The 25,843-nt window shown below is 61.1% G+C and carries 25 protein-coding genes and 1 riboswitch; of the genes, 11 read left to right on the top strand and 14 right to left on the bottom strand.

What is annotated here, in order from left to right; translation table 11 throughout:
* The first annotated feature begins 211 nt into the window (after nt 1-211).
* A complete protein-coding gene (locus KVT38_RS09105) occupies nt 212-1,123 on the top strand; it encodes an Rpn family recombination-promoting nuclease/putative transposase (RefSeq protein ID WP_217593392.1) in 912 nt (303 codons plus the stop codon).
* Nucleotides 1,124-1,193: 70 nt separating this feature from the next.
* Here KVT38_RS09105 and KVT38_RS09100 read toward each other — a convergent pair whose 3' ends face one another.
* Nucleotides 1,194-3,281: an S-layer homology domain-containing protein gene (locus KVT38_RS09100; RefSeq protein ID WP_217593391.1), complete on the bottom strand. Its 2,088-nt coding sequence runs from the start codon at nt 3,279-3,281 to the stop codon at nt 1,194-1,196.
* Between the two features lie 27 nt (nt 3,282-3,308).
* Nucleotides 3,309-3,512 (bottom strand): hypothetical protein, encoded by a 204-nt coding sequence (locus KVT38_RS09095; protein WP_217593390.1) that lies wholly within the window; start codon nt 3,510-3,512, stop codon nt 3,309-3,311.
* Nucleotides 3,471-3,659, bottom strand: a riboswitch (cobalamin riboswitch). Its footprint overlaps the gene before it by 42 nt.
* Before the next feature lie 236 nt (nt 3,660-3,895).
* Here KVT38_RS09095 and KVT38_RS09090 point away from each other — a divergent pair.
* Nucleotides 3,896-4,756 carry an SDR family oxidoreductase gene (locus KVT38_RS09090; protein ID WP_217593389.1) on the top strand — a complete coding sequence of 287 codons (861 nt, stop codon included), beginning with the start codon at nt 3,896-3,898 and terminating at the stop codon, nt 4,754-4,756.
* A gap of 62 nt (nt 4,757-4,818) precedes the next feature.
* On the opposite strand, the gene KVT38_RS09085 is transcribed toward KVT38_RS09090, so the two are convergent.
* The 3 genes from KVT38_RS09085 to KVT38_RS09075 form a co-directional block, all read right to left on the bottom strand.
* The gene (locus tag KVT38_RS09085; protein ID WP_217593388.1) at nt 4,819-5,553 is read right to left on the bottom strand and encodes a DUF4245 domain-containing protein; all 735 of its coding nucleotides are present in this window, start codon (nt 5,551-5,553) and stop codon (nt 4,819-4,821) included.
* Complete coding sequence (locus tag KVT38_RS09080; RefSeq protein ID WP_217593387.1) at nt 5,546-6,085, bottom strand: RNA polymerase sigma factor; 540 nt, start codon at nt 6,083-6,085, stop codon at nt 5,546-5,548. The genes KVT38_RS09085 and KVT38_RS09080 overlap by 8 nt, the downstream gene beginning before the upstream one ends.
* Nucleotides 6,086-6,162: 77 nt before the next feature.
* Entirely contained in the window at nt 6,163-7,044 is an 882-nt protein-coding gene (locus KVT38_RS09075; protein ID WP_217593386.1) for a LysR family transcriptional regulator, read from the bottom strand.
* A 122-nt stretch (nt 7,045-7,166) separates the two neighbouring features.
* Here KVT38_RS09075 and KVT38_RS09070 point away from each other — a divergent pair, with 122 nt between their 5' ends.
* From KVT38_RS09070 to KVT38_RS09055, 4 genes are all read left to right on the top strand, one after another.
* Nucleotides 7,167-7,907, top strand: coding sequence for an SDR family NAD(P)-dependent oxidoreductase (locus KVT38_RS09070; RefSeq protein WP_217593385.1), 741 nt, complete (start codon nt 7,167-7,169; stop codon nt 7,905-7,907).
* Nucleotides 7,908-8,073: 166 nt separating this feature from the next.
* Nucleotides 8,074-8,580 (top strand): hypothetical protein, encoded by a 507-nt coding sequence (locus tag KVT38_RS09065; protein ID WP_217593485.1) that lies wholly within the window; start codon nt 8,074-8,076, stop codon nt 8,578-8,580.
* A gap of 90 nt (nt 8,581-8,670) precedes the next feature.
* Nucleotides 8,671-9,537, top strand: a complete 867-nt coding sequence (locus KVT38_RS09060; protein ID WP_217593384.1) for an AraC family transcriptional regulator — start codon at nt 8,671-8,673, stop codon at nt 9,535-9,537.
* Nucleotides 9,538-9,711: 174 nt separating this feature from the next.
* Entirely contained in the window at nt 9,712-10,605 is an 894-nt protein-coding gene (locus KVT38_RS09055) for an Rpn family recombination-promoting nuclease/putative transposase (RefSeq protein WP_217593383.1), read from the top strand.
* A 37-nt stretch (nt 10,606-10,642) separates the two neighbouring features.
* On the opposite strand, the gene rlmN is transcribed toward KVT38_RS09055, so the two are convergent.
* Both rlmN and KVT38_RS09045 read right to left on the bottom strand, forming a co-directional pair.
* Nucleotides 10,643-11,710 (bottom strand): dual-specificity RNA methyltransferase RlmN, encoded by a 1,068-nt coding sequence (gene rlmN / locus KVT38_RS09050; protein ID WP_217593382.1) that lies wholly within the window; start codon nt 11,708-11,710, stop codon nt 10,643-10,645.
* Between the two features lie 17 nt (nt 11,711-11,727).
* Nucleotides 11,728-12,087, bottom strand: a complete 360-nt coding sequence (locus tag KVT38_RS09045; protein ID WP_217593381.1) for a winged helix-turn-helix transcriptional regulator — start codon at nt 12,085-12,087, stop codon at nt 11,728-11,730.
* Between the two features lie 141 nt (nt 12,088-12,228).
* Between KVT38_RS09045 and KVT38_RS09040 the strand changes: the two genes are divergently transcribed.
* Nucleotides 12,229-13,470, top strand: coding sequence for an MFS transporter (locus tag KVT38_RS09040; RefSeq protein WP_217593380.1), 1,242 nt, complete (start codon nt 12,229-12,231; stop codon nt 13,468-13,470).
* A 15-nt stretch (nt 13,471-13,485) separates the two neighbouring features.
* Nucleotides 13,486-14,352 carry an aldo/keto reductase gene (locus KVT38_RS09035; RefSeq protein WP_217593379.1) on the top strand — a complete coding sequence of 289 codons (867 nt, stop codon included), beginning with the start codon at nt 13,486-13,488 and terminating at the stop codon, nt 14,350-14,352.
* An 88-nt stretch (nt 14,353-14,440) separates the two neighbouring features.
* Here the strand turns inward: KVT38_RS09035 and KVT38_RS09030 are convergent, their stop codons facing one another.
* The 3 genes from KVT38_RS09030 to KVT38_RS09020 form a co-directional block, all read right to left on the bottom strand.
* Entirely contained in the window at nt 14,441-14,602 is a 162-nt protein-coding gene (locus tag KVT38_RS09030; protein WP_217593378.1) for a hypothetical protein, read from the bottom strand.
* Nucleotides 14,603-14,725: 123 nt separating this feature from the next.
* Nucleotides 14,726-16,165, bottom strand: a complete 1,440-nt coding sequence (locus KVT38_RS09025; protein ID WP_217593377.1) for an HD-GYP domain-containing protein — start codon at nt 16,163-16,165, stop codon at nt 14,726-14,728.
* A gap of 103 nt (nt 16,166-16,268) precedes the next feature.
* Nucleotides 16,269-17,189 carry a methyl-accepting chemotaxis protein gene (locus tag KVT38_RS09020; RefSeq protein ID WP_217593376.1) on the bottom strand — a complete coding sequence of 307 codons (921 nt, stop codon included), beginning with the start codon at nt 17,187-17,189 and terminating at the stop codon, nt 16,269-16,271.
* A 184-nt stretch (nt 17,190-17,373) separates the two neighbouring features.
* Between KVT38_RS09020 and KVT38_RS09015 the strand changes: the two genes are divergently transcribed.
* Together KVT38_RS09015 and KVT38_RS09010 are read left to right on the top strand one after the other, a co-directional pair.
* A complete protein-coding gene (locus KVT38_RS09015; RefSeq protein ID WP_217593375.1) occupies nt 17,374-18,309 on the top strand; it encodes a MerR family transcriptional regulator in 936 nt (311 codons plus the stop codon).
* 144 nt (nt 18,310-18,453) lie between these two features.
* Entirely contained in the window at nt 18,454-20,394 is a 1,941-nt protein-coding gene (locus tag KVT38_RS09010) for a sensor histidine kinase (protein WP_217593374.1), read from the top strand.
* Here KVT38_RS09010 and KVT38_RS09005 read toward each other — a convergent pair.
* From KVT38_RS09005 to KVT38_RS08990, 4 genes are all read right to left on the bottom strand, one after another.
* Nucleotides 20,371-20,607: an NHLP leader peptide family RiPP precursor gene (locus KVT38_RS09005; RefSeq protein WP_217593373.1), complete on the bottom strand. Its 237-nt coding sequence runs from the start codon at nt 20,605-20,607 to the stop codon at nt 20,371-20,373. The two genes, KVT38_RS09010 and KVT38_RS09005, sit on opposite strands and share 24 nt — an antisense overlap.
* Before the next feature lie 71 nt (nt 20,608-20,678).
* Nucleotides 20,679-21,641: a hypothetical protein gene (locus KVT38_RS09000; protein ID WP_217593372.1), complete on the bottom strand. Its 963-nt coding sequence runs from the start codon at nt 21,639-21,641 to the stop codon at nt 20,679-20,681.
* Between the two features lie 225 nt (nt 21,642-21,866).
* Entirely contained in the window at nt 21,867-22,637 is a 771-nt protein-coding gene (locus KVT38_RS08995; protein ID WP_217593371.1) for a spermidine synthase, read from the bottom strand.
* A 150-nt stretch (nt 22,638-22,787) separates the two neighbouring features.
* The gene (locus tag KVT38_RS08990) at nt 22,788-23,153 is read right to left on the bottom strand and encodes a zinc ribbon domain-containing protein (protein WP_217593370.1); all 366 of its coding nucleotides are present in this window, start codon (nt 23,151-23,153) and stop codon (nt 22,788-22,790) included.
* 207 nt (nt 23,154-23,360) lie between these two features.
* Here KVT38_RS08990 and KVT38_RS08985 point away from each other — a divergent pair.
* Nucleotides 23,361-25,843 (top strand): PAS domain S-box protein (locus KVT38_RS08985; RefSeq protein WP_217593369.1); only part of this gene is annotated, 2,483 nt, incomplete at its 3' end.

The raw sequence follows: 25,843 nt of genomic DNA, 5'->3' as shown, positions 1-25,843 counted from the left end.
GGGCGAGCCGGAGGTTCGTCAGCTCTCTCGTTCTTGACAATTGAGCCGGTCTAAGTGAAGATGGTTTCAGATCAATCATGGCGCGAAGCACGCGCCCTGCGTCGATCCGCGCTTGTGCGCGGGACGGCGAAGGGCGCGTTTTTTTGCGTTTACGGGTGCGCGACGCGGTTCGGACAATCGCGCGATTATGATATACTGGAGGCAAAAAGCGATGAAAAAACGGTTGAATCCGAAAAACGACTACCTTTTTAAGCGGTTGTTCGGCGAGGCCGACAGCAAGCCGCTGCTGATCGGGCTGCTGAATGCGGTTCTGCGCAGAGGCGAACGGGACGCGATCGCGGACCTCGTCGTGCTCGACGGCAAGCTGCTCACCAAGCGCCTCGTCGAAGACAAGGAGGGCGTGCTGGATATCCGCTGCGAGACGGCGGACCGGGAGCAGATCAACGTCGAGATGCAGGTCGGACGCTACCGGCACATGGAGAAGCGAAGCCTGTTTTATATGGGCCGGCTCCTCGCGGATTCGATTCGCGAAGGCGAGGATTACGGTCAGCTCAAGCGGACGATCTGCATCAATATGCTGGATTTTTCCTTTCTGCCGCTCGATGGATTTCATCGCTCGTTTCATCTATACGAGGATGCGGAACGGCAGTTCAGGCTGACGGATCTGTTCGAGCTGCACTTTATCGAGTTTCCGAAGTTCCGCTCGGCGCCCTACGCCATTGCGGACCCGCTGCACCGTTGGCTTAGGTTTCTGGACGAACGTACGACGCACGAACAATTGGAGGAGCTGATCGCTATGGATCCGACGATTCGGACGGCCGAGGAGCGGCTGAGTCATCTGAGCGAGGACGACATGACCCGCATGCTGTATGAGGCCAGGGAGAAGGCTAACCGGGATCGGATTAGCTTTTTGAAGGACGCGCGGGAGCAGGGGCTGGAGGAAGGCAGGGAGTTGGGCATTGCGCAGGGCAGGGAGCTGGGCATTGCGCAAGGCAGAGAGCTGGGAAAAGTCGCCGTCGCCTTGAATTTGCTGAAGGCCGGCACCGATATCGCCGCCGTCAGCCGCCTGACGGAATTGCCTGTCGACCAGGTTCGGCAGCTAGCCGCACGGCTGGAGGAATAGGCGAACGACAAACAGACGGCTCGGGCATTTAGCCTGAGCCGTCTGTTTTGCTGTGTTTATGCTTTCTTTTTTACTTCGAAATCAGCCCCTGCTTCAGCAGGTTCGACGCGATAACAGCCGCCATCTCGCGGGTCACCTTGGCCTTCGGATCGAACGCGGTGCCGGAGGTGCCCTTCAGCAGTCCCTTGTCGTAGACCGCGCGGACCGATGCGAGCGCGTAGCCGGAGATTTGGCCTTGGTCGGAGAATGCGGTCTTCGATCCCGAACCGTCGAGCTTGAAGGCGCGTGCCAGGACAACCGCCAGATCCTGACGGGAGATCGCGTCGTTCGGCTTGAACGACGTCGCCGTAACGCCGCCGATCAGTCCTTTGGACTTCGCCGTCATGACGGCATCGAAGTACCAGACGCCCGGCGCGACGTCCGCGAACGTCTGCTTGGCACCCGAAGCCGGCGTCTCGCCGAGCAGGCGCAGGATAAGCGCCGCGAACTGAACGCGCGTCAGTTGCTGCTTCGGCGCGAACTTCGGCTCCGTCGCGCTTACGCCTTGAAGCCAGCCTGCGGCATATGCCTCGCTGACAGCTTCGCTCGCCCAGGAAGAGATGTCCGCAGCGTCGGCGAACGAATCGCCGCCCGCCTGGCCTGCGCCCACGGTCAGCGTGCCTGCGTACTTAAGCACAAGCGGAGCGGCGCCCGCGCGGTAACCCGTCACGGTATAAGCCAGTTCGCCAGCGGACAAGCCCTTGAAGGTTGCCGTGCCGCTCGCGTCCGTCTTCGCCGTCTGGCCGCCGATCGCGACCTGCACGCCTGCCGCCGGTCCCGTCACTTCCTTGAAGCTGCTGTCGTAATAGGTGTACTGCACGTTCACGGCCGTTGCGCCGCCCGCCGCAGCCTTCGCCGTGACCGACTTCACAAGGCCGCTGTCCGCGCCCGACAGATATAGGTACACCTCGTCGCCCGCCTGCAGGCGGAACTTCTCAAGCGAAGTATCGATCGGCGCATACGCGCCGCCGCGCTTAACCGCGAACAGCCAGTAGACGCTCTGGTCGCCCTTGGCGTCGCCGATCGCGGACAGGAACTTGCCGTATTGCGGATCTTCCGTATAGCCGAGCTTCAGCTTGTTGCGGTCGGCTACTTCCACGAGCGCATCCCAGGCGTATACGGCCTGCGTCGCGCTAAGCGCCGCAAGCGGACCGTTCAGCCCTTCGATGGCGACGCCGGTCGCGACCCACTGGCTGGCGGCGTTAACATAGACGGAACGATGCGAAGCGGAGAACAACTGGTAAGCGGCGAGCGCGCGCAGCGCCTGCTCGGTCGCGAAGGCTTTGTCCGACGCAGCGTCGGCCGGCTGGTGCTTGAAGCCGCCGTCCGTATTTTTGAACGCCAGCAGGCGCTGGATCAGGCTCGATCCGTCCTTGGCGAACTTCGCGTCCGCCGGATCGATGCCGTAGGCGGCAAGGCCGACGATCGTCTGCGCGATCGCCTCGCTGTTGTCGTTCGCGAGATTGGCGGACAGCCAAGAGACAGCCTTGTCGGCCGCGGCAGCCACCTCGGGACGGTCCTTGTACTTGCCCAGCGCGCTAAGCGCCATGCCGTACAGATCCGGGACCGTGGAGCCGTCGATGCCCGAGACGATGGCCGCGACCAGGTCGCCGCGCGTCCATGCGGTGCCGGCAGGCAGCTCGTAGTTGCCCGAGTCGAGCGCCAGCAGCACGAAAATGTCTGCGTACACGTTGGCGAAGGACGGATAACTCGCCAGCTTCGCGATCAAGTCATGGCCGCCGATGCTGCGTGCATCCAGCCCGATCGCGTTCGCGACCAGCGCGTAGCGCGCCAACGCTGTCGGGTCCGGCGAGGCCTTGGCCCACTCAGCCTCTACGCCGGCAGCCAGCTTACCCGCATATTCGGCGGGCACGGCTTGTCCCGCTCGCGCGAAGCTGAAGGCCAGCCAGTCCGAAGAGACGCCGCCGTTTGCTTTAATGTAGCCAACCGCGGCTTGGATATCCGCCTGGACATTGACGGAAGCCGCCGCGGCGACCGTCGTGGCGCCGCTCTCCGCATAGCTCTTGCCCGCGGGCAGCGCAACCGACAGCCCCGCGAACGCGAGGGATACCGACAGCGCGAGCGAAGTCAGCGATTTGAAGCGTTTGAAGCTCAACATGAGTCATACCCCTTTTCCCGATAATGATCAGTCCGATTGCCCGCGCCGCTCGTCCGTCCCGCATGAAAAAAACCACTCCGCAGGGAGTGGTTCAAGCTCGCAGCAAGACGCCGCGCCGCAGGCCATGTCCGCCCGGTGAGCGGCATAGCTGGCACAGCCGGTCCCGCCGCTCACTCCGCGAAGCGGACGGGATACAGTCGTATCGAGGCAGGTCTCCTGGCTCTGCTTCATCGCAGCTCCGGCGCCTTCCCATTCGGCTGAACAGTGGCATCGTTCGGAGCGCTCGGCATATACAGTGGCGGGACCGCGCCGGACTCTCACCGGACTTCCCTATTAAGCGGCATGGCAGCATGCGCGCGCCTGGTACGAGGATATGCAGTTATGCCCTAATGATAGCGGGTCGTCCGACCTTTGTCTATGAAAAGGAAAACCTACCTTCGGAAACTCCCGCTAACGTACGCCTTCCATGCCACGAAAATCAATTCGCCGATCTAAAGCCTTGACTCATGCCCTCGTTGTATCTATTATAGTTACAACGGATGCCGACGTCAGCCGCATCATTTCGCGACGGGCGTCAAGGCTATCGAATAAGAATCCCTGGAGGTTGATTTTCTATGAAATTGCTAGTAACCGGCGCAACGGGCCACCTCGGCTCCCTAATCGTAAAGGCGCTTCTCGAACGCGTGCCCGCAGAACGGATCGCCGTCAGCGTTCGCGACCCGCAAAAGGCGGCGGCATTGGCCGAGCAAGGCGTGGACGTCCGGCGCGGCGACTTCGACGATCCCGCTTCGCTTGAGCAAGCCTTCGCCGGCGTCGATCGCCTGTTGATCGTGTCGACCGACGGAGATACGCAAACCCGTATTAGACAGCATGCGAACGCCGTGGAGGCAGCCCGCAACGCAGGCGTCGGCTTTATCGCTTATACCAGCGCTCCGAACGCCCAGGAGAGCGAGCTGTTCCTGGCGGAAGTACATCGCGAGACCGAAAACGCGATTCGCGCGACAGGTATCCCGTATGCCTTTTTGCGCAACAATTGGTACATCGAAAACGAAGCCGGCGCGATCCAGGGCATCGTGGCAGGCGCTCCGCTCGTCACGTCCGCCGAGAACGGCAAAGTCGGCTGGGCTGCGCGCAGCGACTATGCGGAGGCGGCTGCAGCCGTGCTCGCCGGCGACAGGCACGACAACAAGGTTTACGAGCTCGGCGGGCCGTTGCGGTCGTACGCGGATCTGGCTAGCGCAACATCCGAAGCGCTCGGACGCGAAGTTCCCGTGCAGCAGGTCGACGACGACGCTTATGCGGACATCATGAAGAGCGCCGGCGTGCCGGAGTTCGCCCTGCCGATCGTCGTCGCGATCCAGCAGGCGATTCGCGCGGGCACGCTCGCCGTGGAGAGCAACGATCTGGAAAACCTGATCGGGCGTCCGGCAACGCCGCTGACACAGGCGATCAAGGAGATCGCGGGCGTGCAATAAACGAATAAACAATTAACCGGCCGATAATGGCGCCTAGCGCGCCGTTACCGGCCGGTTTTCCATTAAGACGAAGGCGCCTCCAGATATAGATGCGCGAGCGCAACGGCCTCGTCCGGATCCATGCTCCAGATGCTGATGCAGGTCACAATTTCTTTTGTGGCCTCCTTGTGGTAAAGCATCATCTGCCATCTCCCTTTCTGCAGATCGATCAGAATCGCGAGATCGTCGCCGAAGCCCTTAATGAACTTGGATTCTTTCGGATAACCAACGAAAAAAGTCTCGTTCGGCTTCTTCCTTAAGGACATCGTGTAACTGCTGTCGAACGCTTGACTTACGACGACACGCCTGCCTTGGGGATCGAGCAAGGAGCTCCAATATTCAGCGTTGCCCGGATTCACGCCTGTGGATCGGACCTCCGTCCACCCGTCCGGCAAGGTCGGGATTCTTATCGGAATCGGGGCTTTTTTTCTCGTCTCTTCCAGCGACAGCAATGGATTATCGCGCAACAAGGCCATGCCGTCGAACCTTTCCAACGGCGTCAACATCTCCGTCAAATCGTCTTTCTTATCGCTAAAAGAGACGGTCGTGTTGGACCAGTTCGTCACGCTTTGGTAAACGGCCGTACAGGCCCCCGCCAACAGCGCCGCGAGCAAGGGCAGGGCGATCAGCCAATAGCGCCGCAAGGGTCTGCGCGCCAGTCCCTCCGCTCGCATCCAGAGCTGGTCGAAAGACGCAGCCGGTTTTTCAGATTCGAGCGCCTCATGAATCACCCGTCGATACTTCGAGACATCACTCATGGCTACCCCCGCTCCCGTATGCGAAATAGCGATCTTTATTCGGCAAACGCGCCCTCAGATTGTTAAGCGCCGAATGGAGCCGGGACTTGCAGGTCCCAAGCGGTATTCCCAACAAATCGGCCGTCTCCTGAAGCGTCATCCCCGCATAAAAGTGGAGCGTTACGACCTCCCTCGTTTTCAGCGACAGCCCTAGCACCTCGCGCCATAACTCCCGATCGCGCTCGTCCGACAGGACGACGTCTTCGATCGAATCCGGGGCCGCCCGCTCGGGCGTATGGCCGATCAGACTGAGCCAGCGGCTCTTCCGCAGCGAATTGCGCGTTTGATTGATCGCGATCCGGGACAGCCACGGCCGCGCCGAACCGGTTCGCTGCGGATCATAGCTGCCGTATTTGCGAAAGGCTTGCATAAAAACGTCTTGGGTAATGTCCTCCGCCAGCGCTCTGGATTTTGTCAGCATCAGCACGAGACGGTAAATATAAACGGCGTTTTCTTCGTAAAGCCGCTGCGCTTCCGCTTTTGCGATGTCCATGCAGCCTCCTCTCCTCCCTTCCAAGCGTATCGCCACTAATACACTTCAACCTGGAAAAGAGTTCGGTTCGGCGCCGCCTATTCCTCGAGTTCATCGCGCAATGCCGCATACAGCTTCGCCCCCGCAGGCGTCAGCGGTGTCCCCGAGGTCCGGCTGAGCACCCCGCACGCCATATCCACCGCCGCTCCCTGAATCGGCCGGGAGAGGACGCCGTTAGGCGGTTCGTCCGCCAACACACGAGGAACAAGGGCGACGCCAAGACCCATCGCAACATAAGATGCGAGGGCGGTCATACTGCCTATTTCCATCGTCTCCGCCGTCGGCGCGCCGGACTCGGCGAGCAGGAGCTCAAGCTTGCGGCGGTAAGGACAGTTCGACGCCGTGACGAGCAGCTTGCAGGCGGCAAGCGACTCCAGCCGGACGACCGCCTGCGATGCCAAAGGATGATCGGCAGGCAAGAGCGCGGCGAACGGTTCGCGGTACAGCGGCTCGAAGTGCAGGCCCTCCGTATGCTCCGGCATGGCGCAGAGCGCCAGGTCGAGCTCCCCTTTGCGCAGCCGCTCGCTCAAGACCGGCGTGCTCGCGGACTCGACCGACACTCGAATCTTCGGATACCGTTCCCCGAAGCGCTTAAGCACCCCCGGCAGCCGGCAGCTGACGGCGGGCTCCGTCGCGCCGAGCCTCACCTCGCCCGCATCCCCTTCGCGCATCTCCGCCAGCGTTCGGCGCAAACGGTCCATATCCTGCAGGATCGGCAGGCTTCGTTCGCGCAGCAACCTGCCTTCCTCGGTCAGCCGCAGTCCCCCGGAACGCTCGAACAGGACAATGCCGAGATCCTCCTCCAACCGCTGGATTTGCATCGTAACCGTGGACTGGGCATAATTCAACTCCTCGGCCGCGAGGCGGAAGCTTCCGAGCGCCGCGATCCGGTGAAAAGAGCGAAGCGATTTGGGATCCATGCGTTTCATCTCCGATCGATTTTCGTGAATAAAATCTTCAATTCATTCAATTATACGAAACAGGCGATCGCTTTTACACTTAATAACGAGCAGGTGGAACTAAACCTTAGGGAGGAATAACGATGGATTTAAAAAATCGTACGGCGATCGTTACGGGCGGCGGCACGGGAATCGGCAGAGCGGTATCGCTGGAGCTCGGGGCGAACGGCGCGGCCGTCGTCGTCAATTATTCGAGGTCGCGAAGCGGCGCGGAAGAAACGGTCGAGACGATCCGGGCATTCGGCGGAAAGGCGATCGCGGTGCGGGCGGACGTATCTTCGGACGCTGAGGTGAAAGCGATGTTCGCCGACGCCGATCGGGCGTTCGGAACGGTGGATTTACTCGTAAATAACGCGAGCATCACCCGGCACATTCCGCTGCAGGACCTGGAGGCGGTGACGGACGACGCATGGGACGAACTCATAGGCGTTAACGTCAAAGGGATGTTCTACTGCGCCAGAGCGGCAGCCCCTCTCATGAACCGAGGCGGCGGAGGCGCGATCGTGAACGTTGGCAGCATCGCCGGCAAAACCGGCCGTGGCTCCTCGCTGCCGTATGCCGTCTCGAAGGCGGCCGTCCACGGCCTCACGCTGTCGCTGGCGCATGCGCTCGCCCCGCTCGTCCGCGTGAACGCGATCGTTCCCGGCGCCGTTAGCACGCGCTGGTGGGCCGGGCGCGAGGAGCAAATGCGCAAGCTTGCGCCCTCGACGCTGCTGAATGCGATCTCGTCGCCGGAGGATATCGCTCGCGCCATCCGCTTCGCGCTCGAGCAGGAGGCGCTGACCGGACAACTGATTACCGTGGATAGCGGTCAGACGCTCTAACTTCGCAAGCCGGAGCGCCGCTCGCATCTTTACCATAACGTCGGACCCGGCGCCTCCGTCTTTGGTCTGATTTTGCGCTATGCCCGAGTTGGACGACAATACCGAGCGCAAGGTGTTAAGCTGTAAGCAACCAAGCTTTGCTTACAAGGAGCGATCTCTTATGAAAATCCATCGCGGCACGCTGCTCGGTCCCCTCCTGCTTCTGGCCGGCCTCTTTCTGCTGTTTCGCGGCGATCTGCATTTAGGCACGGGCTCAATTTTCGCTTACTTCTGGCCGACCCTGTTCGTGCTGCCGCTGGCCGTCTTTTTCCACTGGCTGTACTTCTCCGTGCTCGGCGGCAAAGGCGTCGGCGTGCTCGTCCCCGGCGGCGTGCTGCTCACGGTGTACGGCGTCTGCCAGATCGCCATGCTGCTGGACAACTGGTCGATGATGTGGCCCGGCTTTATTCTCGCCCCTGCCGTCGGCCTGTTCGAGCTGTACTGGTTCGGCGGCCGCAACAAGTGGCTGCTGATCCCGATCAACATCCTGACCTTCCTTTCTCTGCTCTTCTTCGCGATCTTCTCGGTCGGCTACGTGCTCGGCAAGCTGACGGGCGGCTCTTCCCTTCTCGCCATCCTGCTCATCGGAGCGGGCGCGCTGGCGCTCATGTCCCGCAGGCGGGAATCGATCTGATCGGCAATATGGGGCTGTCCGCGAAAAGCACGCCATGACAGGCGAGCGCGGTCGCCCGATGATAGAGTGGAGTCAGAGAGGGGAGTGCGCATGGAGTGGCTTGAGCGAATGCGGCACGCGCTGGACCGGATGGAACAGATGATGGAGGAGCCTTTCGATATCGCTGAGATCGCGCATGCGGCGTGTACCTCGCCTTATCATTTTCAACGAATGTTCCACATGCTGACGGGCATGACGGTCGCGGAATACATGCGCAAGCGCAAGCTGACGCTGGCGGCTCAGGAGCTCGCGATGGGTGCGGCCAAAGTGCTGGACGTGTCGCTGAAGTACGGCTACGAATCGCCGGAGTCGTTCGCGAAGGCGTTCCGCAAAGCGCACGGCATCGCGCCCTCGGAGGCCAAGGCCCAAGGCGCCGCGCTTAAGGCCTACCCGCGCATTTCCTTCCAACTGTCGTTGAAGGGAGACAAAGAAATGGACTATCGGATCGTCAAAAGAGAGGCGTTCAAGGTCATCGGCAAAATGATCCGGGTGAGCACCGAGAACGGGGAAAACAACCGGAGAATTCCGGCTTATTGGGGAGAATGCGAGGCCGACGGTACGCTGTCCACGTTAGCGGAGATCGGCGCCGGCAACCCGCTGCTCGGCATCTGCTCGATGCCTCCAGGCGAGGAGCTGCTCACCTATCTGGTCGCGGTCGAATGCGACGCGAAGGCGGAGACGCCGGAAGGCTGCGTCTCGTGGACGGTGCCTCAGGCCACCTGGGCGGTATTCGACTCGGTCGGCCCCGTGACACCCTCGATTCAGAAGCTATGGGGACGGATCTACAGCGAATGGTTCCCGTCCTGCGGCTACGAACATGCCCCGGCGCCCGAGCTCGAGGTGTACCTGGAGGGAGACACGAACGCGGAGGATTACCGCTGCGAGGTATGGATTCCCGTCGTCGCGAGCCAGTCATAGTTCCTTCGATTGACAAACGCTTCCGGTCCGGCGAAGATAGATGCAAGCAAACAAGCGGACGCGAAGCACGCGCCGCCGTTCACCCTGATTTTGAAGGGTTAACGGTCGGCGCGTGCTTTTTTGCGTTCTCCATACGCGCAAAAGGCTATGGTATACTGAGGGGAGAACGGAAGCATGAAGAAGCGATTGAATCCGAAAAACGATTACTTGTTCAAACGGCTGTTCGGGGAAGCCGACAGCAAGCCGCTGCTGATCGGACTGCTGAACGCGATTCTGCGGCGGTCGGACCGAGCGGCGATCGCCGATCTGGCCATTCTGGACGGCAAGCTGCTTACGAAGCGCCTCGTCGAAGACAAAGAAGGCGTGCTGGATATTCGCTGCGAGACGGCGGACCGAGAGCAAATCAACGTCGAGATGCAGGTCGGACGCTATCGGCACATGGAAAAGCGCAGCTTGTTCTACATGGGGCGCTTGCTCGCCGACTCCATCCGCGAAGGCGAGGATTACAGCCAGCTCAAAAAGACGATTTGCATCAATATTTTGGATTTTGCCTTTCTGCCGCTTACCCATTTTCATCATTCGTTTCAGCTATACGAAGATATGGAAAGGCAATACCGGCTCACCGACCTGATCGAGTTGCACTTCATCGAATGCCCGAAGTTCAGAGCCGGACCGTATCGCCTCGAGGATCCGCTGCATCGCTGGCTGCGGTTTTTGGACGAATGGACGACCCCAGAACAGTTGGAGGAGTTGATCGAGATGGATCCGACGATACGCCATGCCGAAGAGCGCCTTGCTCACCTCAGCGAAGACGACATGACCAGAATGCTGTACGAGGCCCGGGAAAAAGCGCAGCGGGATCGGATCAGCTTCCTGAAGGACGCTTGGGAGGAAGGCCGGGAGACAGGCTGGGAATCGGGCAAAAAAGAAGGACGCGAGGAAGGACAGGAATCTGCGAAAGCGGAAATCGCGCTTCACATGCTGCGAGAAGGTATGGACCTCGATACGATCGCCAGGCTAACCGGGCTGCCCCCGCAGCACGTTCGTCAGCTTGCCGAGCCTAAATAGAAGAAAGGGGCCGTTCGACACGGCCCCTTTCGCTTTATTAATTCGCCTTCGCGATCTGCTTGCTCCGCAGCTGCCCGCAGGCAGCGTCGATGTCCGCGCCGTGCTCCAGGCGCACGCTGACGCTGACGCCGCGCTTTTTGAGCGCGTCGTAGAAGCCCCGCACCGCCTCCTGCTCGCTGCGCTGGTACTGGCTGTGCTCATCGACCGGATTGTACGGGATGAGGTTCACGTTCACCTGGCTCCGCCGCGTCTCGCCGATCAAGTCGGCCAGCTCCTCGGCATGCTCCCGGCGGTCGTTCACGTCCCGCAGCAAAATATATTCCAGCGTGAGCCGCCGGTTCGTCCGCGCCAGATAATAATCGATCGCGTCCATCAGCTTCGCGATCGGAATGGCGCGGTTGATCTTCATGATGCGCGTGCGCAGCTCGTCGTTCGGCGCGTGAAGCGATACGGCCAAATTCGTCTGCAGGTCCGAGTCCGCGAATTCCCGCAGCTTGTTCGCCAGTCCGCTCGTGGACACGGTGATGTGGCGCGGTCCGATCGCCAGCCCCTTATGGTCCTTCATGACGCGGATGAAATCCGCCATGTTGTCGTAATTGTCGAACGGCTCGCCGATGCCCATCACGACGATGTGGCTGACGCGCTCGCCGTCGCCGGCGGCGTCAAGATGCGCCTGAACCTGCATGATCTGCTCCGCGATCTCGCCTGCGGACAGATCCCGGCTCTTGGCGAGCAAGCCGCTCGCGCAGAAGCTGCAGCCGATGTTGCAGCCGACCTGGGTCGTCACGCAGACGGACAAGCCAAACTTGTGCCGCATGAGCACCGTCTCGATGAGATTGCCGTCGGACAACCGGAACAGAAACTTCACGGTGCCGTCGGCCGACTGCTGCTTGACGTGCTCCGTCATCGTCCGCAGCGTGAAGCTCTGCTCGAGCAGCGCCGTCACGGCAGGCTCGAGCGCAGGCTCCATCTCCGCGAATTCAGCGACGCGGATGCGGTACAGCTGCTCCCACGTCCGGTCCGCGCGGGACTTCTTGAAGCCTCGCTCCGCCAGCCAGGCGGCCAGCTTATCGTAAGGCAAGCCGTATATCGATGGCTTGTTCATCTCCATTTACCTCTCTTCTAGCGGTTCAGCACGTTATCCTCGAGCACCGCGTATTTGTCCCCGTATTCCTTGATAATATGCTGCTCGCCCCAGTTGCACAAGGAGTCGAGAATCGACTTCAGGCTCCACCCGTAAGCACTGAGCTCGTACTCGACGCGGGGCGGCACTTCGTTATATACGATCCGGTTGACGATGCCGTCGTCCTCGAGCTCGCGCAGCTGCTGCGTGAGCATCTTCTGCGTGATCGCGGGCATGAGGCGCTTGAGCTCGCTCGTGCGCTTCTTGCCGTGCGTCAGATGGCACAGGATGACGCACTTCCACTTGCCGCCGATGACTTCGAGCGTCGCTTCCACGGAGATGTTGTATTTTTTGGCCATTGCGATCGAACTCCTTTCGCATGCCGCCATGGGTACTTTTTAGTACCTATATCACTTAAAAGTACGTACTGTCCTTTCAGGCGACATTCATCCATAATAGCATTCACCGGCCGGGATATCTACTACGGGAGTGTTGCTCCAATGACGGTTGCCTTTAACAAAAGCACGGCCGCGCTGCTCGCGCTTGCGGTCAGCGCGTTCGCCATCGGCACGACCGAATTCATCAGCGTCGGGCTGCTGCCCCTCATCGCGGATGATCTTCATATAACCGAATCCATGGCGGGCCTTACGGTCACGCTATACGCACTGGGCGTTATGGCGGGCGCGCCGATTCTAACTTCGCTCGCCGCGGGCGTGCCGCGCAAGACGCTCCTGCTCTGGATCATGGTCGTCTTTATCGCGGGCAACGTCCTCGCCGCCGCTTCCGGCGGCGTCGTCCCGCTGCTCGTCGCCCGCGTGCTGTCCGCCTTCGCCCACGGCGTCTTCATGTCCGTCGGCTCGACGATCGCGGCGGATCTCGTGCCGCGTGACCGCAGAGCCAGCGCGATCTCCACGATGTTCTCGGGCCTGACGATCGCGACCGTCACCGGCGTGCCCCTCGGCACGCTGCTCGGTCAGCATCTCGGCTGGCGAGCCGCCTTCGCGGCCATCGCAGCCGTCGGCATCGCAGCCTTCGTCGCCAACCTCGCGCTCGTGCCCTCGGGGCTGCGCAGCGCCGTCCGAACGAAGCTGCGCCACCAGCTGCCGCTGCTCGGCAACCGGAGGCTGCTGCTTGCCTTCGCCATCACCGCGCTGGGCTACGGAGGCACCTTCGTCGTCTTCACTTATTTGTCCCCGCTTCTGCGGGATATAACCGGATTCGGCGAGTCGTCGATCGCCCTCATCCTGCTCTTCTACGGCATCGCCATCGCGGTGGGCAACGTCGTTGGCGGCAAAGCCGCCAACAAGCGTCCCGTACCGGCGCTGCTCGTCATGTTCGCGCTGCAGACCGTCGTCCTGCTGGTTCTGAACTTCGCCGCAGCCTACCATGCGGCCGGGCTCGCGGCCGTCCTGCTCATGGGCCTGCTCGCCTTCATGAACGTGCCCGGGCTCCAGCTCTATGTCGTGATGCTCGCCGAGCGGCACGCCAAAAACGCCGTCGACTTCGCCTCGTCGCTCAACATCGCGGCGTTTAACGCGGGCATCGCGATCGGGGCTTTCCTCGGCGGCATCGTCGTGGAACGGCTCGGCGTGGCGCATACGCCATGGGTCGGCGCCGTCATGGTCGCCGCCGCCGTGCTGCTCACGGCCGCAAGCCTGCGCCTCGAAAACGCGGAAGCCCGCGCGAACAACGATAGCCGAACGCCGGACGCTCCAGTCTCTAACAACCTAAACTTCCACTAAGGAGGACTCTCTATTATGACCGCAAAAGCAGACCTTCAAAGCCTTCAAAATCTTCAGAGCGCATTTCCGCTTGCGAACGGCGTCCGCATGCCCTGGCTCGGCCTCGGCGTATTTAAGGTGCCGGAGGGCGACGAGGCCGCGAACGCGGTCAAGGAAGCGATTCGCCAGGGCTACCGCAGCATCGATACGGCCGCGATTTATGACAATGAGACGAGCGTCGGCGCAGGCATTCGAGAGGCGCTCGCCGAGACGGGGCTTGCCCGCGAAGCGCTGTTCGTCACGTCGAAGGTCTGGAATGCGGACCTCGGATACGAGGAGACGCTGGCCGCCTATGAGACGAGCCTGCGCAAGCTGGGGCTCGATTACCTCGACCTGTACCTGATTCACTGGCCCGTCGCCGGGAAATACAATGCTGCCTGGCGCGCCCTCGAAAAGCTGTACACGGACGGCCGGGTTAAAGCGATCGGCGTCAGCAACTTCCACATTCATCACCTCGAAGACCTTCTGCAGACCGCAAGCGTTGTGCCGATGGTCGATCAAATCGAGCTGCATCCGCGGCTGCAGCAGCCCGAGCTGCGCGCCTATGCGGCCGAGCGCGGCATCCGGATCGAAGCCTGGTCGCCGCTCATGCAAGGCGGGCTGCTGGACGATCCGACGCTGACCGCGATTGCGCAAAGACATGGCAAATCCGTCGCGCAAATTATTGTGCGCTGGGACCTCGAGCTCGGCATAGCGACAATTCCCAAGTCGACCCGCGCGCGCCGAATCGCGGAAAATGCCGATGTCTTCGGCTTCTCGCTCACCGCGGAGGATCATCGCCTGATCGCCGCGCTGGACCGCGGCGAGCGTGTCGGTCCCGATCCCGACAACTTCGACTTCTAAATCCATCAATAAACGGCGCCGCTTCCCCTTCGGGAGCGGCGCCGTTTGTCGATTCGCCGGAGACCCGGCGGTTTATCGATTCGGGGGCTTATCGATTAGGCTTGTCCTGCTCTTGCTGCGACTGCTTGGCTTCCCACTCTTCGGCCTGGGGCTCGATGTCCTGCCCGCGGCCGATCTTCTGCTCCTGCTCGAGCGAATTGTTGTCTTGATCCTCGGCATTGCGCGCCTGATCGCCGGTCAGCTTGGTCATGGTCCTCATCTCCTGTCGGTTGGGTTGGTTATACAGGACCTTACCCGCTGCCCGCCCCCGGCAAACCGCGCCTAGGACACAACCGAAGCCGCGCCTTCTCTCCAACGCGCCTATGCGCTGCCATCAGGCGAGCGCCGATCTGCCCATTCCCCGCTCCCAGAGCGCAGAGCCCTCCCGGATCATCTCCGGCTCGGCCTGGCAAGCCTTCTCCCACGCTTCGACGCAGGCCGGCTCGAAGTGCGTCCCCTTGCTCGCGTTCAGGATGGCCATCGCGTCCTCGTGCGACATCGCCCGCCGGTACGCCCGGTTGCTCGTCAGCGCGTCGTATACGTCCGCAACCGCCACGATTCGCGCCATCCGGGGAATCTTTTCGCCGGCCAGCCGGTCGGGGTAGCCTTCGCCGTTCCACTTCTCATGGTGCGACCGGATGATGCCCAGCTCTTCTTCCATGAACCCGAGGTTTCGGCACATCTCGTACCCTCTCACCGGATGCTCCTCGATGATCGTCCGCTCCTCCGGCGTCAGCCTCCCCGGCTTGTTCAGCACCGCGTCGGGCGTCTCGATCTTGCCGACGTCGTGCACGATCGTGCCGCCGACGAGCGCGCGCAGCTGCTCCGGGCGAAGCTGCAGCTGCTCGGCGATCTTAAGCGCGTACAGCGTCACGCGAAAGTTGTGGCCCGCCGTGTACGGGTCCTTGCTCTCGGTGGCAAGCATGAGCGCGCGGACGCTCGGCTGCAGCGCGTTCGTGATGCGCTCGACCGGGTCCGTCGTGAACAGCCCTTTGATGGCGCCGGCGAGCGATCGCTTGGACGCGTATTGCCGGTAAAGTCCGGTCAGCACGACCAGCATCGCCGCCAACAGCAGGAAATGGTACAGCCACCAGCTGCTGCGCCATACGTCGCCTTGCGTCATGATGAGCTGGGCTGCGATCAGCCATGCCGTGGCGTAAACGATCGCGAGCTCCAGCGGAAACCGCGAGTAAAGATACGACCGATAGTACCGATAGCCCGTCACGATATTGACGGCAATCACGAACATCGTCGCCGAGCTGTTCAACGGATAAATATCGAGACGGATGAAGCCGACGATCTCCGGACGCAGCAGGGCGATTGCGCCGGCGAGCGCCAGCAGCGCGGTCCAGAGCGGCAGAAGCACACGCTCTCGGCAGGATAAAAAGCGAATCAAAGGGTGGTCGGAGCGCCAGGAGGACAGCCAGAGCCAGAGGGTGGCGAAGATGACGCTGAGCGGCGCGCTGATCTTCGGCAGCGTAGTGACGCCCAGTAGTATGCTGGGCGTGGACAGTCCGTGCACCATGAATAATACAGACAAAGAGACGAAGGACAACGCGAGGAAGCTGACTTTGATGTTGCGCACGCGCCGGCCGGCGACGGCGACGAACACGGCGACGACGAGCGCGAGCAGCGCGACGGAGCTGACGATGTAAAAGTGTGCGTTCGGCAGCACGAATAAGCCGTCCCATGCGGGATTTCTGCTCAATATGACGAATGCTGCATATGGAAGAATCGAGGCGGCGAGCGGTCCAAGCGGCGAGCGTACGTTCATCGGTTTGGTCTCCGTTTCTCCGATCTAGGACATAAGGCCTGTCTCTCTCCATCTTAAATCACAGCGTTCAAAATGAAAATACTAGAATAACGCGAGCCGCGCTTTAACGCTCCGCGAACGAATCGGAAGACGCGTTCAGCCGCCGCGCCGCATCTTCGATCCGCCGGAAGGCATCGACCGCGTCTTCCAGCCTGCGCAAGCTCTCCCCCGCCGAAGACTGCGCTCTCTTCGTCCCTTTGCCGATCTCCGCGATCCGGGCGGCGAGCTCCTCAACCTCGCCGTTCGCGAGCTTCGAGGCTTCCTGGACTTGACCCGCCAGCTTGCGAACCTCCGAGGCGACAACCTCAAAGCCCAGTCCGAACTCGCCCGCGCGAGCCGCCTCGAGCGCCGCGTTCAGCGACAGGAGCTGCGTCTGTGCCGCCACCTCACGGATGGCGCGCACGATGCCGCGAATAGCGACGGCTTGACGCTCCAGTTGACCGAGCCTTTCCAGATTGTCGAGCGAATCCGCGCGCACTTGGTGAATGGCTGCCTCGATCTCCCCGCTTTTCCATACGCCTTCTTCCGCCTGCTCGGACAGCTCCTGCGCCATGCGCTTCAGCTCTGCCGCCTGCCGGCTCTCCGCCTGCTCACGGGACGTGATATCCGTCGCCACCTTGACCACGGCTTCGAAGTTCCCGTCCGCCCCCCGCACCGGCATATACGTCGCTTCCAGCCAGAGCAGGCTGCCGTTCTTGGCGACCCGCTGGATCTTTTGCTGAAAAGGCTTGCCGTCCCGCAGGTTCGACCACAATTCGCGATAGGCGTCGCTAGCCGCGAACGCCGGCGTGCAAAAATGCCTGTGCGACATCCCCCGAATCTCCGTTTCGCTATATCCGAGCGCTTCGGCGAAGTTGCGGTTGGCCCGCAGCACGGTCCCCTCCATATCGAACGCGACGATCGCCAAAGATCGTTCCATCGCTTCAAGCACGGCCTGCGCATGCAGCGCCTGCATATGTTCTTCGCCATACGCCCGTTCGACCATTTTACCTCTACCGTCCTTTATCTTTGATTGTATGTATATATTTTGTATAGTTTTTCCTCCGTATTGTACATAAACTATACAAACAAAGCAATTAAATCGATCTTTTATATATCGGGGACTTCTTTTTCCGGCTATAATAGAGAAGTTTTGTATCATTTATGTATAATGTTGGCGGAGGTACGCCATGTACAGCATTCAGAAGGTTTCGGACATGCTCGGCATTCCAGGCGTTACGCTACGCGCCTGGGAAGCGCGCCACGGCATCGTTCATCCGCTCCGGAGCGTCGGCGGGCATCGCCTGTACAGCGAAGAGGACGTCGCTACGCTCAGGCGAGTCAAACGGCTGATGAAAGAGCAGGGAATGAAGATCGGCGAGATCGCGCACCGGCTGAAGAGAGAAAAATCGACAGATCGAACCGTCCCCCGTTCGGCCGAGGTCCCCCCTCTCTTTTCGATTGCGTCCGAGCAGGAGCGGTCCGTCCGGATCGATGCGCACATCGCGGATCGCCTGTATCCCGCGCTGGTCGCCTTTAATGCCGAGGAAGCCAATCGGGCCATCGATCTTGCGATATCCTTGTACGGCTATGAAATGACATTCCATCGCATTCTCGCGCCGCTTCTCGTCCGGATCGGCAACGACTGGGAATCGGGCAACCTGGCCGTCGCCCAGGAGCATTTCGCCTCGCAGCTCATTTTGCAGCGGTTCATGCAAGTGTTCCGATCGCTGCCCGTCGATCCGGGTATGCCGTGCGCTGTCGCTTTTTGTCCGCCCGACGAGCACCATCAACTCGGGCTGCTTCTCTTCAGTCTCTATTTGCGAAAGCGGGGCGTCGACGTCATTTATTTGGGTCCGGATACGCCCTATGAAGGGCTTGGCCGGCTGATCGAAATGAAGGACGTGCGCGTTGCCGCGATATCGGTCACCGATCCGGCGCTTATCGTACCGCTCTCGGAGTGGCTGGATCGGACGACGGCACAATATCCGGAGCTTCACGTCCTGCTCGGCGGCTCCGGCTTCGGCTTGCAAGGCGAACCTAGAAGGCAATGGGAACGCGTCAGCTACGAGGACGACGTCGACTGGGAAGCATGGTGTCTCGCCGTTTTCGCACCTAGGCAATAAGGCCCAGCTGCGCTTGAACTTTTGCCCGACGATTTGGCGGATCTTACAGGAGTTTGATTCATGCTGTCGAATTTTAGTTGATAACAGGCAAATTTTCCCGCGCCTATATTTTCCGATGAATGCGCATGTAAAATGGGGTGCAATATGAAAGCGGTTCGCTTAATCGCAGCGTTGGCATGTGCGGTCGTCATCGCCGCGCTGTTCATTATAGGGCCGAATCGAAGCTGGGCGGCCGTGCCGGAAGCGAATATCGACCACTGGCAGGTCATGTGGATCCCGGACGGCGAGCGGCCCGGCGTCTCGCCTCCCGAAGGCGGCGAATGGATCGATGCACAGGCAGGCTCGTCGCTGGTCGATCTGCCCGCGGACGCCCAAGGCGCATGGATTCGCCTCCAGGTGCCGCCGACGGACGGCTGGCAGCGGCCCGGACTGCTGGTCCGGCGATTATACGGACTCGAGCTGGCTGCCTTCAGGGAGGGCGATCTCCTTTTCGAATCGAAGCGCGACTTCGACTTTCACCTGAACCGGCTGCTGCTGCCGCTGGGCTCGTACGATCGTGCGTCCAACATTGACGTCCGTATCCTGACGACAGGAACGCGCGCAGGATTTATCACGAACGCTCGCGTCGGCGAATTCGCCCCGCTGGAGGAGAGCTACATCCGCCGGGAGCTGCCCGATCTGATGCTCGGAGGCTCGATCTCCTTCCTGGCGTTGATCATGCTCATCTGCTCGAGCTATCTCAACCGGCGGCAGCGGAGCTCATGGATCTCGCTCTGTCTGATCGCGCTGACGATCGGCACGCTGATATCCGTCTATTCTCCGATGCTGTATATCTATTACAAGTCGTACGCCAATCTCTTTTTGTCATTGTTCGACCTGTCGATGTTCGTGCTCTTTCCCGCGCTCAGCTATTACGTCGACGAGGTGCTGGGGAACCGCTTCCGCTTCTTTACGAGATTCCGCAAGTGGCAGGCCGGCTTCTCCGTCTTTTGTTTTCTGGCCTTTGTCGCGTACAAAGCGACGAACGAGCGTTACTACGACTTGTACTATCTGCTCACGAACCCGATCCTCGGTTCGCTGATCCTGGTTCAGCTGCTGATCATCGCCGTGCTGTCCGTGATCAATGCGCTGCGCAAGAACAGGGACGCGATCATTTTATCCGCCTCCCTCTTCCTGTTAGCGCTCTCTGGCGCTACGGATCTGATCCTCTACTATTCAAGCGGCAAGAGCTACATTCTGTTCTTGTGGAAAATCGGAGTCGTGCTGCTGATCGTCGGGCTCGTCATCATCCTGGCGAGACGGATATCCGCCGATTACCGGATGCTGCTCTCTTACTCCAAGCGTCTGGAGCTGTTCAACCATCGGCTGGAGCGGACGGAAAAGCTGAAGATCATCAGCGATCTGGCTGCATCGGTCGCGCACGAGGTCCGCAATCCGCTGCAGGTGACGCGAGGTTTTCTGCAACTGCTCGCGGGGCGGGGAGACAACGAGAGCAAAAAGCATTTTAACATCGCGGTGAGCGAGCTCGATCGCGCTTCGGGCATCATTACCGACTTTCTGACCTTCGCGAAGCCGGAGCTTGAGACCGTCTCTCCCCTGAATCTGGCCGAGGAGCTGGCGCAGCTCGAAGTCATCATCGCCCCGCATGCGGCGATGCACGGCGGCAGGCTGCAGATTAACGCGGACTCGGGATTGACCGTCATCGGCAGCTCGTCCAAGTTCAAGCAGGCGCTCATTAACCTGCTGAAAAACAGCATCGAAGCGTTCAAGGAAGACGGCTATATCGAGATCAATGCCTATGAGGAAGACGGCGAAGCGACGATCTGGATCAAGGATAACGGGGAAGGAATGGACGAAGCGCAAATCGCCAAGCTGGGCGTGCCGTACTTCTCGACCAAGTCGAAGGGGACTGGACTAGGCACCATGGTCACCTTCCGCATCATCGAGGTCATGAAGGGGACCATCGAATTCAAGAGCCGCAAGGGGCAGGGAACCGAAGTGTTAATTCGGCTCCCGCTTGCCGGCGAAGCCGCCGGGGAAGAGACGGCCGCTGCGGGCGTCTTACCAAACAACCTCGACGTTTGATTGGCCGCTGCCGATGTCCTCCGGATTCGGCGGAATGACCAGGTAGTAGTGCGAGGCGGTCTCTTCGACGGTCGTCACTTGAATCTCCTGCGGCAGCTCGACGCCGAACGCGTCCTTGACCGCTGCCTTGGGGTCGGCAAGCAGCTGTTGCTTGAATGCGGGATCTTCCCATGCCTTTTTGATGACCTGGATTTTAAGCGTTTCGAGGGACATTCGATTCACGACCTTTTCGTATGTTTGGGTCTATCCACCCATATCCTACCATACGTTTAGGCGATTCGTCCCTATAATTCTTTCATTTTTGATAAAAAATATGAAAAACCGCCGCCGCTAGCCAATTTATCCGTTGTCTCCCGGGCAGATCGGACATCGCTCAAGATTCCCGCGACGATGTCCTGCTGGAAGCGGATCAGTCCGGGCGCGACATTCGGCATTGCCGACAATCGCTCGGCGTGGCCGAGCACGATGGACGCCAGCTGCTCCAGCGCGCCTTTGCGATAGATCGCCTGTAGGACCGATCGCTCCTGCAGCGGTTGATCGTCCGGCATGGCAAGGCTCTCGCGTCTGACCAAGGTCAGAAAGGCGTTGCTGCGCTCCTCTCCGGGCAGGTCGTCCCGCCAGTCGGCCCAGTCGTCCGCAAGCTGCAAAGACGCAAGCGTCAGCTCGATTGCCGCTTCCGCATCGACGATCCGCTCCGAAAGCCCCGCGGCCAGCAGAACCGCGGCGGCGCCGAGCTTCACCGGAGCCGACTTGCGCGCCAGTGCGCGAGGGGCGCGCGGATCCGCCCGCCGCAGCCCTTCATCGGAGACGGCCGCCGCCCATTCGGCCAGATACGTCCGGTAATAGGCCCACAGGGGGGAGTCCGGCGTATAGTGGCGGCCGTAACGTTCGATGAACAAGGCGTGCAGGAGCTGGCCGGCCGCCAGGGCGCTTCGGCCTTCCATGCCTGCATCGCCGCCGTCCATCGCGTCGTCGAGCAGAAAAAAATGCAGCATCGCATAGACGTTGCCTACCGCAAGATCGCGGCACAGCGCGGGACTCGTCCCCGTCTGCTCTGCGATCCATGAAGGCAGCATAAAGGCGATATAGTTGGACTTGCGGTCCCGCCCCGTCGGGTCGGCCCGCAGGACGAGCCCGCGGAGCAAGGCGCCCAGCGGCTCGGGATATGCATCCGCTCCCGCCGCGGCTTCCGCGAAGACGCCGGCGATCTCCCGGGCGACGTCCGGCTCGGCTTGTACGGTTTTCATGAAGAGGCCTCCAGTATGTAGAGCACCCATCTACCGTAGTCGCGTGTGCAGGCATGCGGATCGGGGGGCGCGTTCGATTGCTTCTATCATACCGTACGGCGCGCGAATATTCTGTAACTCTATTCACATTTTTTAGAAATCATATGCCATTTTTCCCATGACGATCAAACCTCGCGGGGACAGGACTCGCGAATCAATTTCAAAACGAGTGACAGACGAAGCCGTTTATTCAGGCCCGCCTTGTCCTTCTCCGCTTCGCGCCCTGTCTCTGCGCACGTATCCCGGCTCGATCTCCGCCGGCTCGCAGCCCGCCGGCATGCCGACGCGCGCCAGCGCCCGAGGACCGGCCATCAGGATCAGATTATCCCCCGCTTCTCCGCCCGGCGCCGCAGCCGATATCGCGGCCGTGTACGGGAATACCGCCTGCAGCGTCGCCAGCATCGAGGCGATCCGCTTATCCCCTTTGCCGCGGCCGATGACGTTCAGCAGCATCGCGCCCCCCTCCCGCAGCCGGTCGCGCGCCAGCTTGTAGAACTCCAGCGTCGCCAGATGCGGCGGCGTACCTTCGGCAGTAAAGGCATCGACGATCACGTAATCCAGGCTGCCCGGCTCCATCCCGGCGAGCAGCACGCGGCCGTCGCCGATCGCAACGTTCGCGTGCCGGCAGCCGAAGTAGACGCGGCTCCACTCCGCGACCAGCGGGTCGATCTCCGCCGACCGAATACGCTCGGTCCCGTAATGCCGCGCGATCGTGCCCGCTCCGTGGCCGATGACGAACGCCCGCCCGAAGGATGGCCGGATCGCGTCCATGAGACCGACCAGCGCCCGCTGATAGGCCAGCACGATGCGCGAAGGCTGTCTAAGATCGATCGCCCCCTGGACGGCCCCGTCCGCGAATTGAAGGATACGGAATCTGCCGAGTTCGCCGTACAGCTCCGTCGTATCGAAGATTTTCAGTTCCCCGTGAAGCCCCTCTTCGCACGCGATTAGCTGCATTGCCGTCCCCCTTCTCTCTCATTTATTTTAAGGCAGGCGGCTATAAGCTCCAGGCGCGATCGGGAAGCTGCGGCAAGCCAAATGAAAAAAGCCCGCCGGCAAGAGACTTGTTCGCTCTCCCGGCAGGCTTTTTTTAGGCGATTCGCTCCTTCAAAGGCCCGGCGCCGCATCAAACGTCCTGCCGCAGGCGGAGCAGAACTTCGCTTCGAGCGGAGCCGACTTGCCGCAGACACATTCCTTTTCGTCGGACAGAGCATTGATCTGCGCCTTGTTCTCCTGGATCTCCAGCTCAAGCGCAAGGATACGATCGTATTTGGGCTGCAGCTCGTGAATCGCGACCTCTACGCGCCGGCCCACGGCCGCCTCGAATACCAGCTGGCCGATCTGCTGCTGGATCTCCTCGATCTCTTTCCTTTTCGAGCTGTTCTGAAGCTTGAGGCGATTCACGTCGACCAGAACCTTGGCTTTGTTGCCTGCGTCGTTCAGCCCGGATTTGACTTTGTCCAAAAATCCCATTGTCACGGCCTCCTCTATTCTCGCTCGGACTATTGTCCACTGCTGCCAGTATACTATATTTATGGAAAGCCGAGACGATATATGCCGCAGTCCGATGCGATATCGACAATTCCCGCGCACTTCGCGGCGAACTTTGTTCGCCATTGCCGCTAGGCCTCAGGCGCTCTTCCTGATAAACTCAGTATACAGCGGGAGGAGGAACTTCTTATGGAGCACGCATTCACGAACCCGGCCTTGCCTTACGAACAATTATACGACCATTCGCCGGTGGGCACGGCTTTCCTCTCCCCCGACGCGTCCGTCTGGATCGGCGCCAACCCGTCTTTTTGCGAGATGCTCGGATATGGCGAGGAAGAGCTGAGAGGCATGTCCTATACGCAAATCGCGGTTCAAGCTTCCGGCGAGTTCGACGTGCGTCTTGCGCAGCTGCTGGGGGGCAGCCTGCCCCGCCTTGAATTAACCGAGACCTGCGCGCGCAAGGACGGATCGTCCGTTACCGCCCGCCTCCATCTGTTCCCGATTCGAAGCGACGGCGCCATTCGGGCCATCGCGGTTCAAGCGACGGAGACCGTAGCGACCTCGCCGGCCGATTCGCTGTCCGAGGAGACGCTTGCACGGCTCGTGCTCGATCACGCGCAGGACCTGATCACCGTCGCAACGCTTGACGGGATCACCCGCTACGTATCCCCTGCCGTCCAACCATTGCTCGGTTACGAGCCGGCCGAGCTCGTCGGCCGCAACAATATGGCGTTGTACCATCCCGACGACGTCAAGCAGCTGCAGACGCAGACCTTCCGCGACGCCGACGTGTTCGAGTGTCGGGTGCGTCATCGGGACGGTCGTTATCTCTGGTTCGAGACGACGTTCGAAGTGCTGCGAGCCGCGGACGGCGAGCTGGACAAGATCGTCGGCATCGGGCGGGACATCACCGCGCGCAAGAAGTCCGAGGAAAATCTGGCCGAGGCGCAGCGGCTCGCGTGCATCGGCTCGTGGGACTGGGAGATCGCCGGCGGACGGTTCTCTTGCTCCGACGAGATGCACCGCATGTTCGACGGCCGAATCGACCGGCACCGGATCGATCTCGACGCCTTTTTCGCCTGCCTGCATCCCGGAGACTGCAAGCGCATTCAGGGGAACTTGCAGGAAGCGCTACTGGGCGGCTTTCACGAGGCGGACTTCCGCATCTTGACCGTGGACGGGGATACGCGCCTGATCCATGCCCGGATCCAATCGATCATGAAGCCGGAGACCGGAGAGGTCGACCGCTTGCTCGGCACGCTCCAGGACATCACCGAGCGCCGGCAGATGGAAGAGCAGCTCCGGGAGAGCGAGCAGCGCTACAAGTCTCTGTTCGACTACAATCCTTCGGGCGTGTATTCGTTCGACCTGGAGGGCAACTTCACTTCCCTCAACGGGGGGCTGGAGAAAATGCTCGGCTACAAACGCGAAGAGCTGATGCCGGGATCGTTCGTCCATCTCGTTAACCCGCCGGACCTTGCGCGCACGCAAGCGAATTTCAATCGCGCCGCGCAGGGCGAGCCCCATAACTATGATCTCGTCGCCCTGCACAAAGACGGCTCGCTGCTTGACCTGAACGTCACGAACGTGCCGATCTTTGTGGACGACCGCGTCGTCGGCGTCTTCGGCATCGCCTCCGATATTACCGAGCGCAAGCGTCATCTCGAGCAGATCGAGAAGCTTGGCCATGAGCATGCGCTTATCCTGAGATCTGTATCCGAGGGCATCTTCGGCGTCGACCGGGAAGGCAGGGGCATCTTCCTGAATCCGCCGGGCGCCCGCATGCTGGGCTGCGAACCGGATTCGTTCGCGGGGCGGCCGTACCAGGAGCTGGTCCATCATACACGCGCCGACGGCAGCCGCTACGCCGATGGCAAATCTCCCGTCCATCTGACGATCCGGGACGGACGGCCGCGCGCAGCGCGAGAAGACGTATTCTGGCGGACGGACGGCTCAAGCTTCCTCGCCGACTACCGCGTGACGCCGATCACGGATCGCGGCGAGATTCGGGGCGCCGTCGTTGTGTGGCGGGACATCACGAGCGAGGTCGAAGTGCTGAAGGCCAAGGAATCGGCCGAGCGCGCGGACCATGCCAAGTCGGAGTTTCTCGCGATCATGAGCCATGAGCTGCGGACGCCGATGAACGGCATCATGGGCATGACCGACCTGCTGCTCGACACCCCGCTCTCGGAGACGCAGCGCGAGTACGCGGACATCGTCATGAAAAGCAGCCGCAGCCTGCTGCGCATTCTGAACGACATCCTGGACTTCAGCAAGATCGAGGCCGGGAAGCTCGATCTCGAATGCGAGCCCGTCGATCCGGCCCAGCTGCTCGACTCCGTCCGCGAGCTGTTCGCGGTCAAAGCGGAGGAGAAGGGCATCGCGCTCGACATCCGCATCGAGGAAGGCGTGCCGGACACCTTCGGCGGCGACGCCGTCCGCATTCGGCAGGTGCTCGTCAACCTGGTCGGCAACGCGGTCATATTCTCCGACGCGGGCAGCGTCTCCGTCCGGCTGCGCGGGGCGCCCGGCGCACGGCATGCGCCCGATATGCTGGAGTTCGAAGTGTCCGACACGGGGAGCGGCATTCCGGCGGACAAGCTCGGCCGCTTGTTCCAATCGTTCTCGCAGCTTCACCCGGGTATCAACCGTAAGTACGGCGGCACCGGCCT

Origin of the sequence: Cohnella sp. GbtcB17 (assembly GCF_019091135.1) — a bacterium.
GTDB lineage: Bacteria > Bacillota > Bacilli > Paenibacillales > Paenibacillaceae > Cohnella.
Note: the sequence above shows the minus strand (reverse complement) of the source record. Positions and strands in the feature narration are given on the sequence as shown.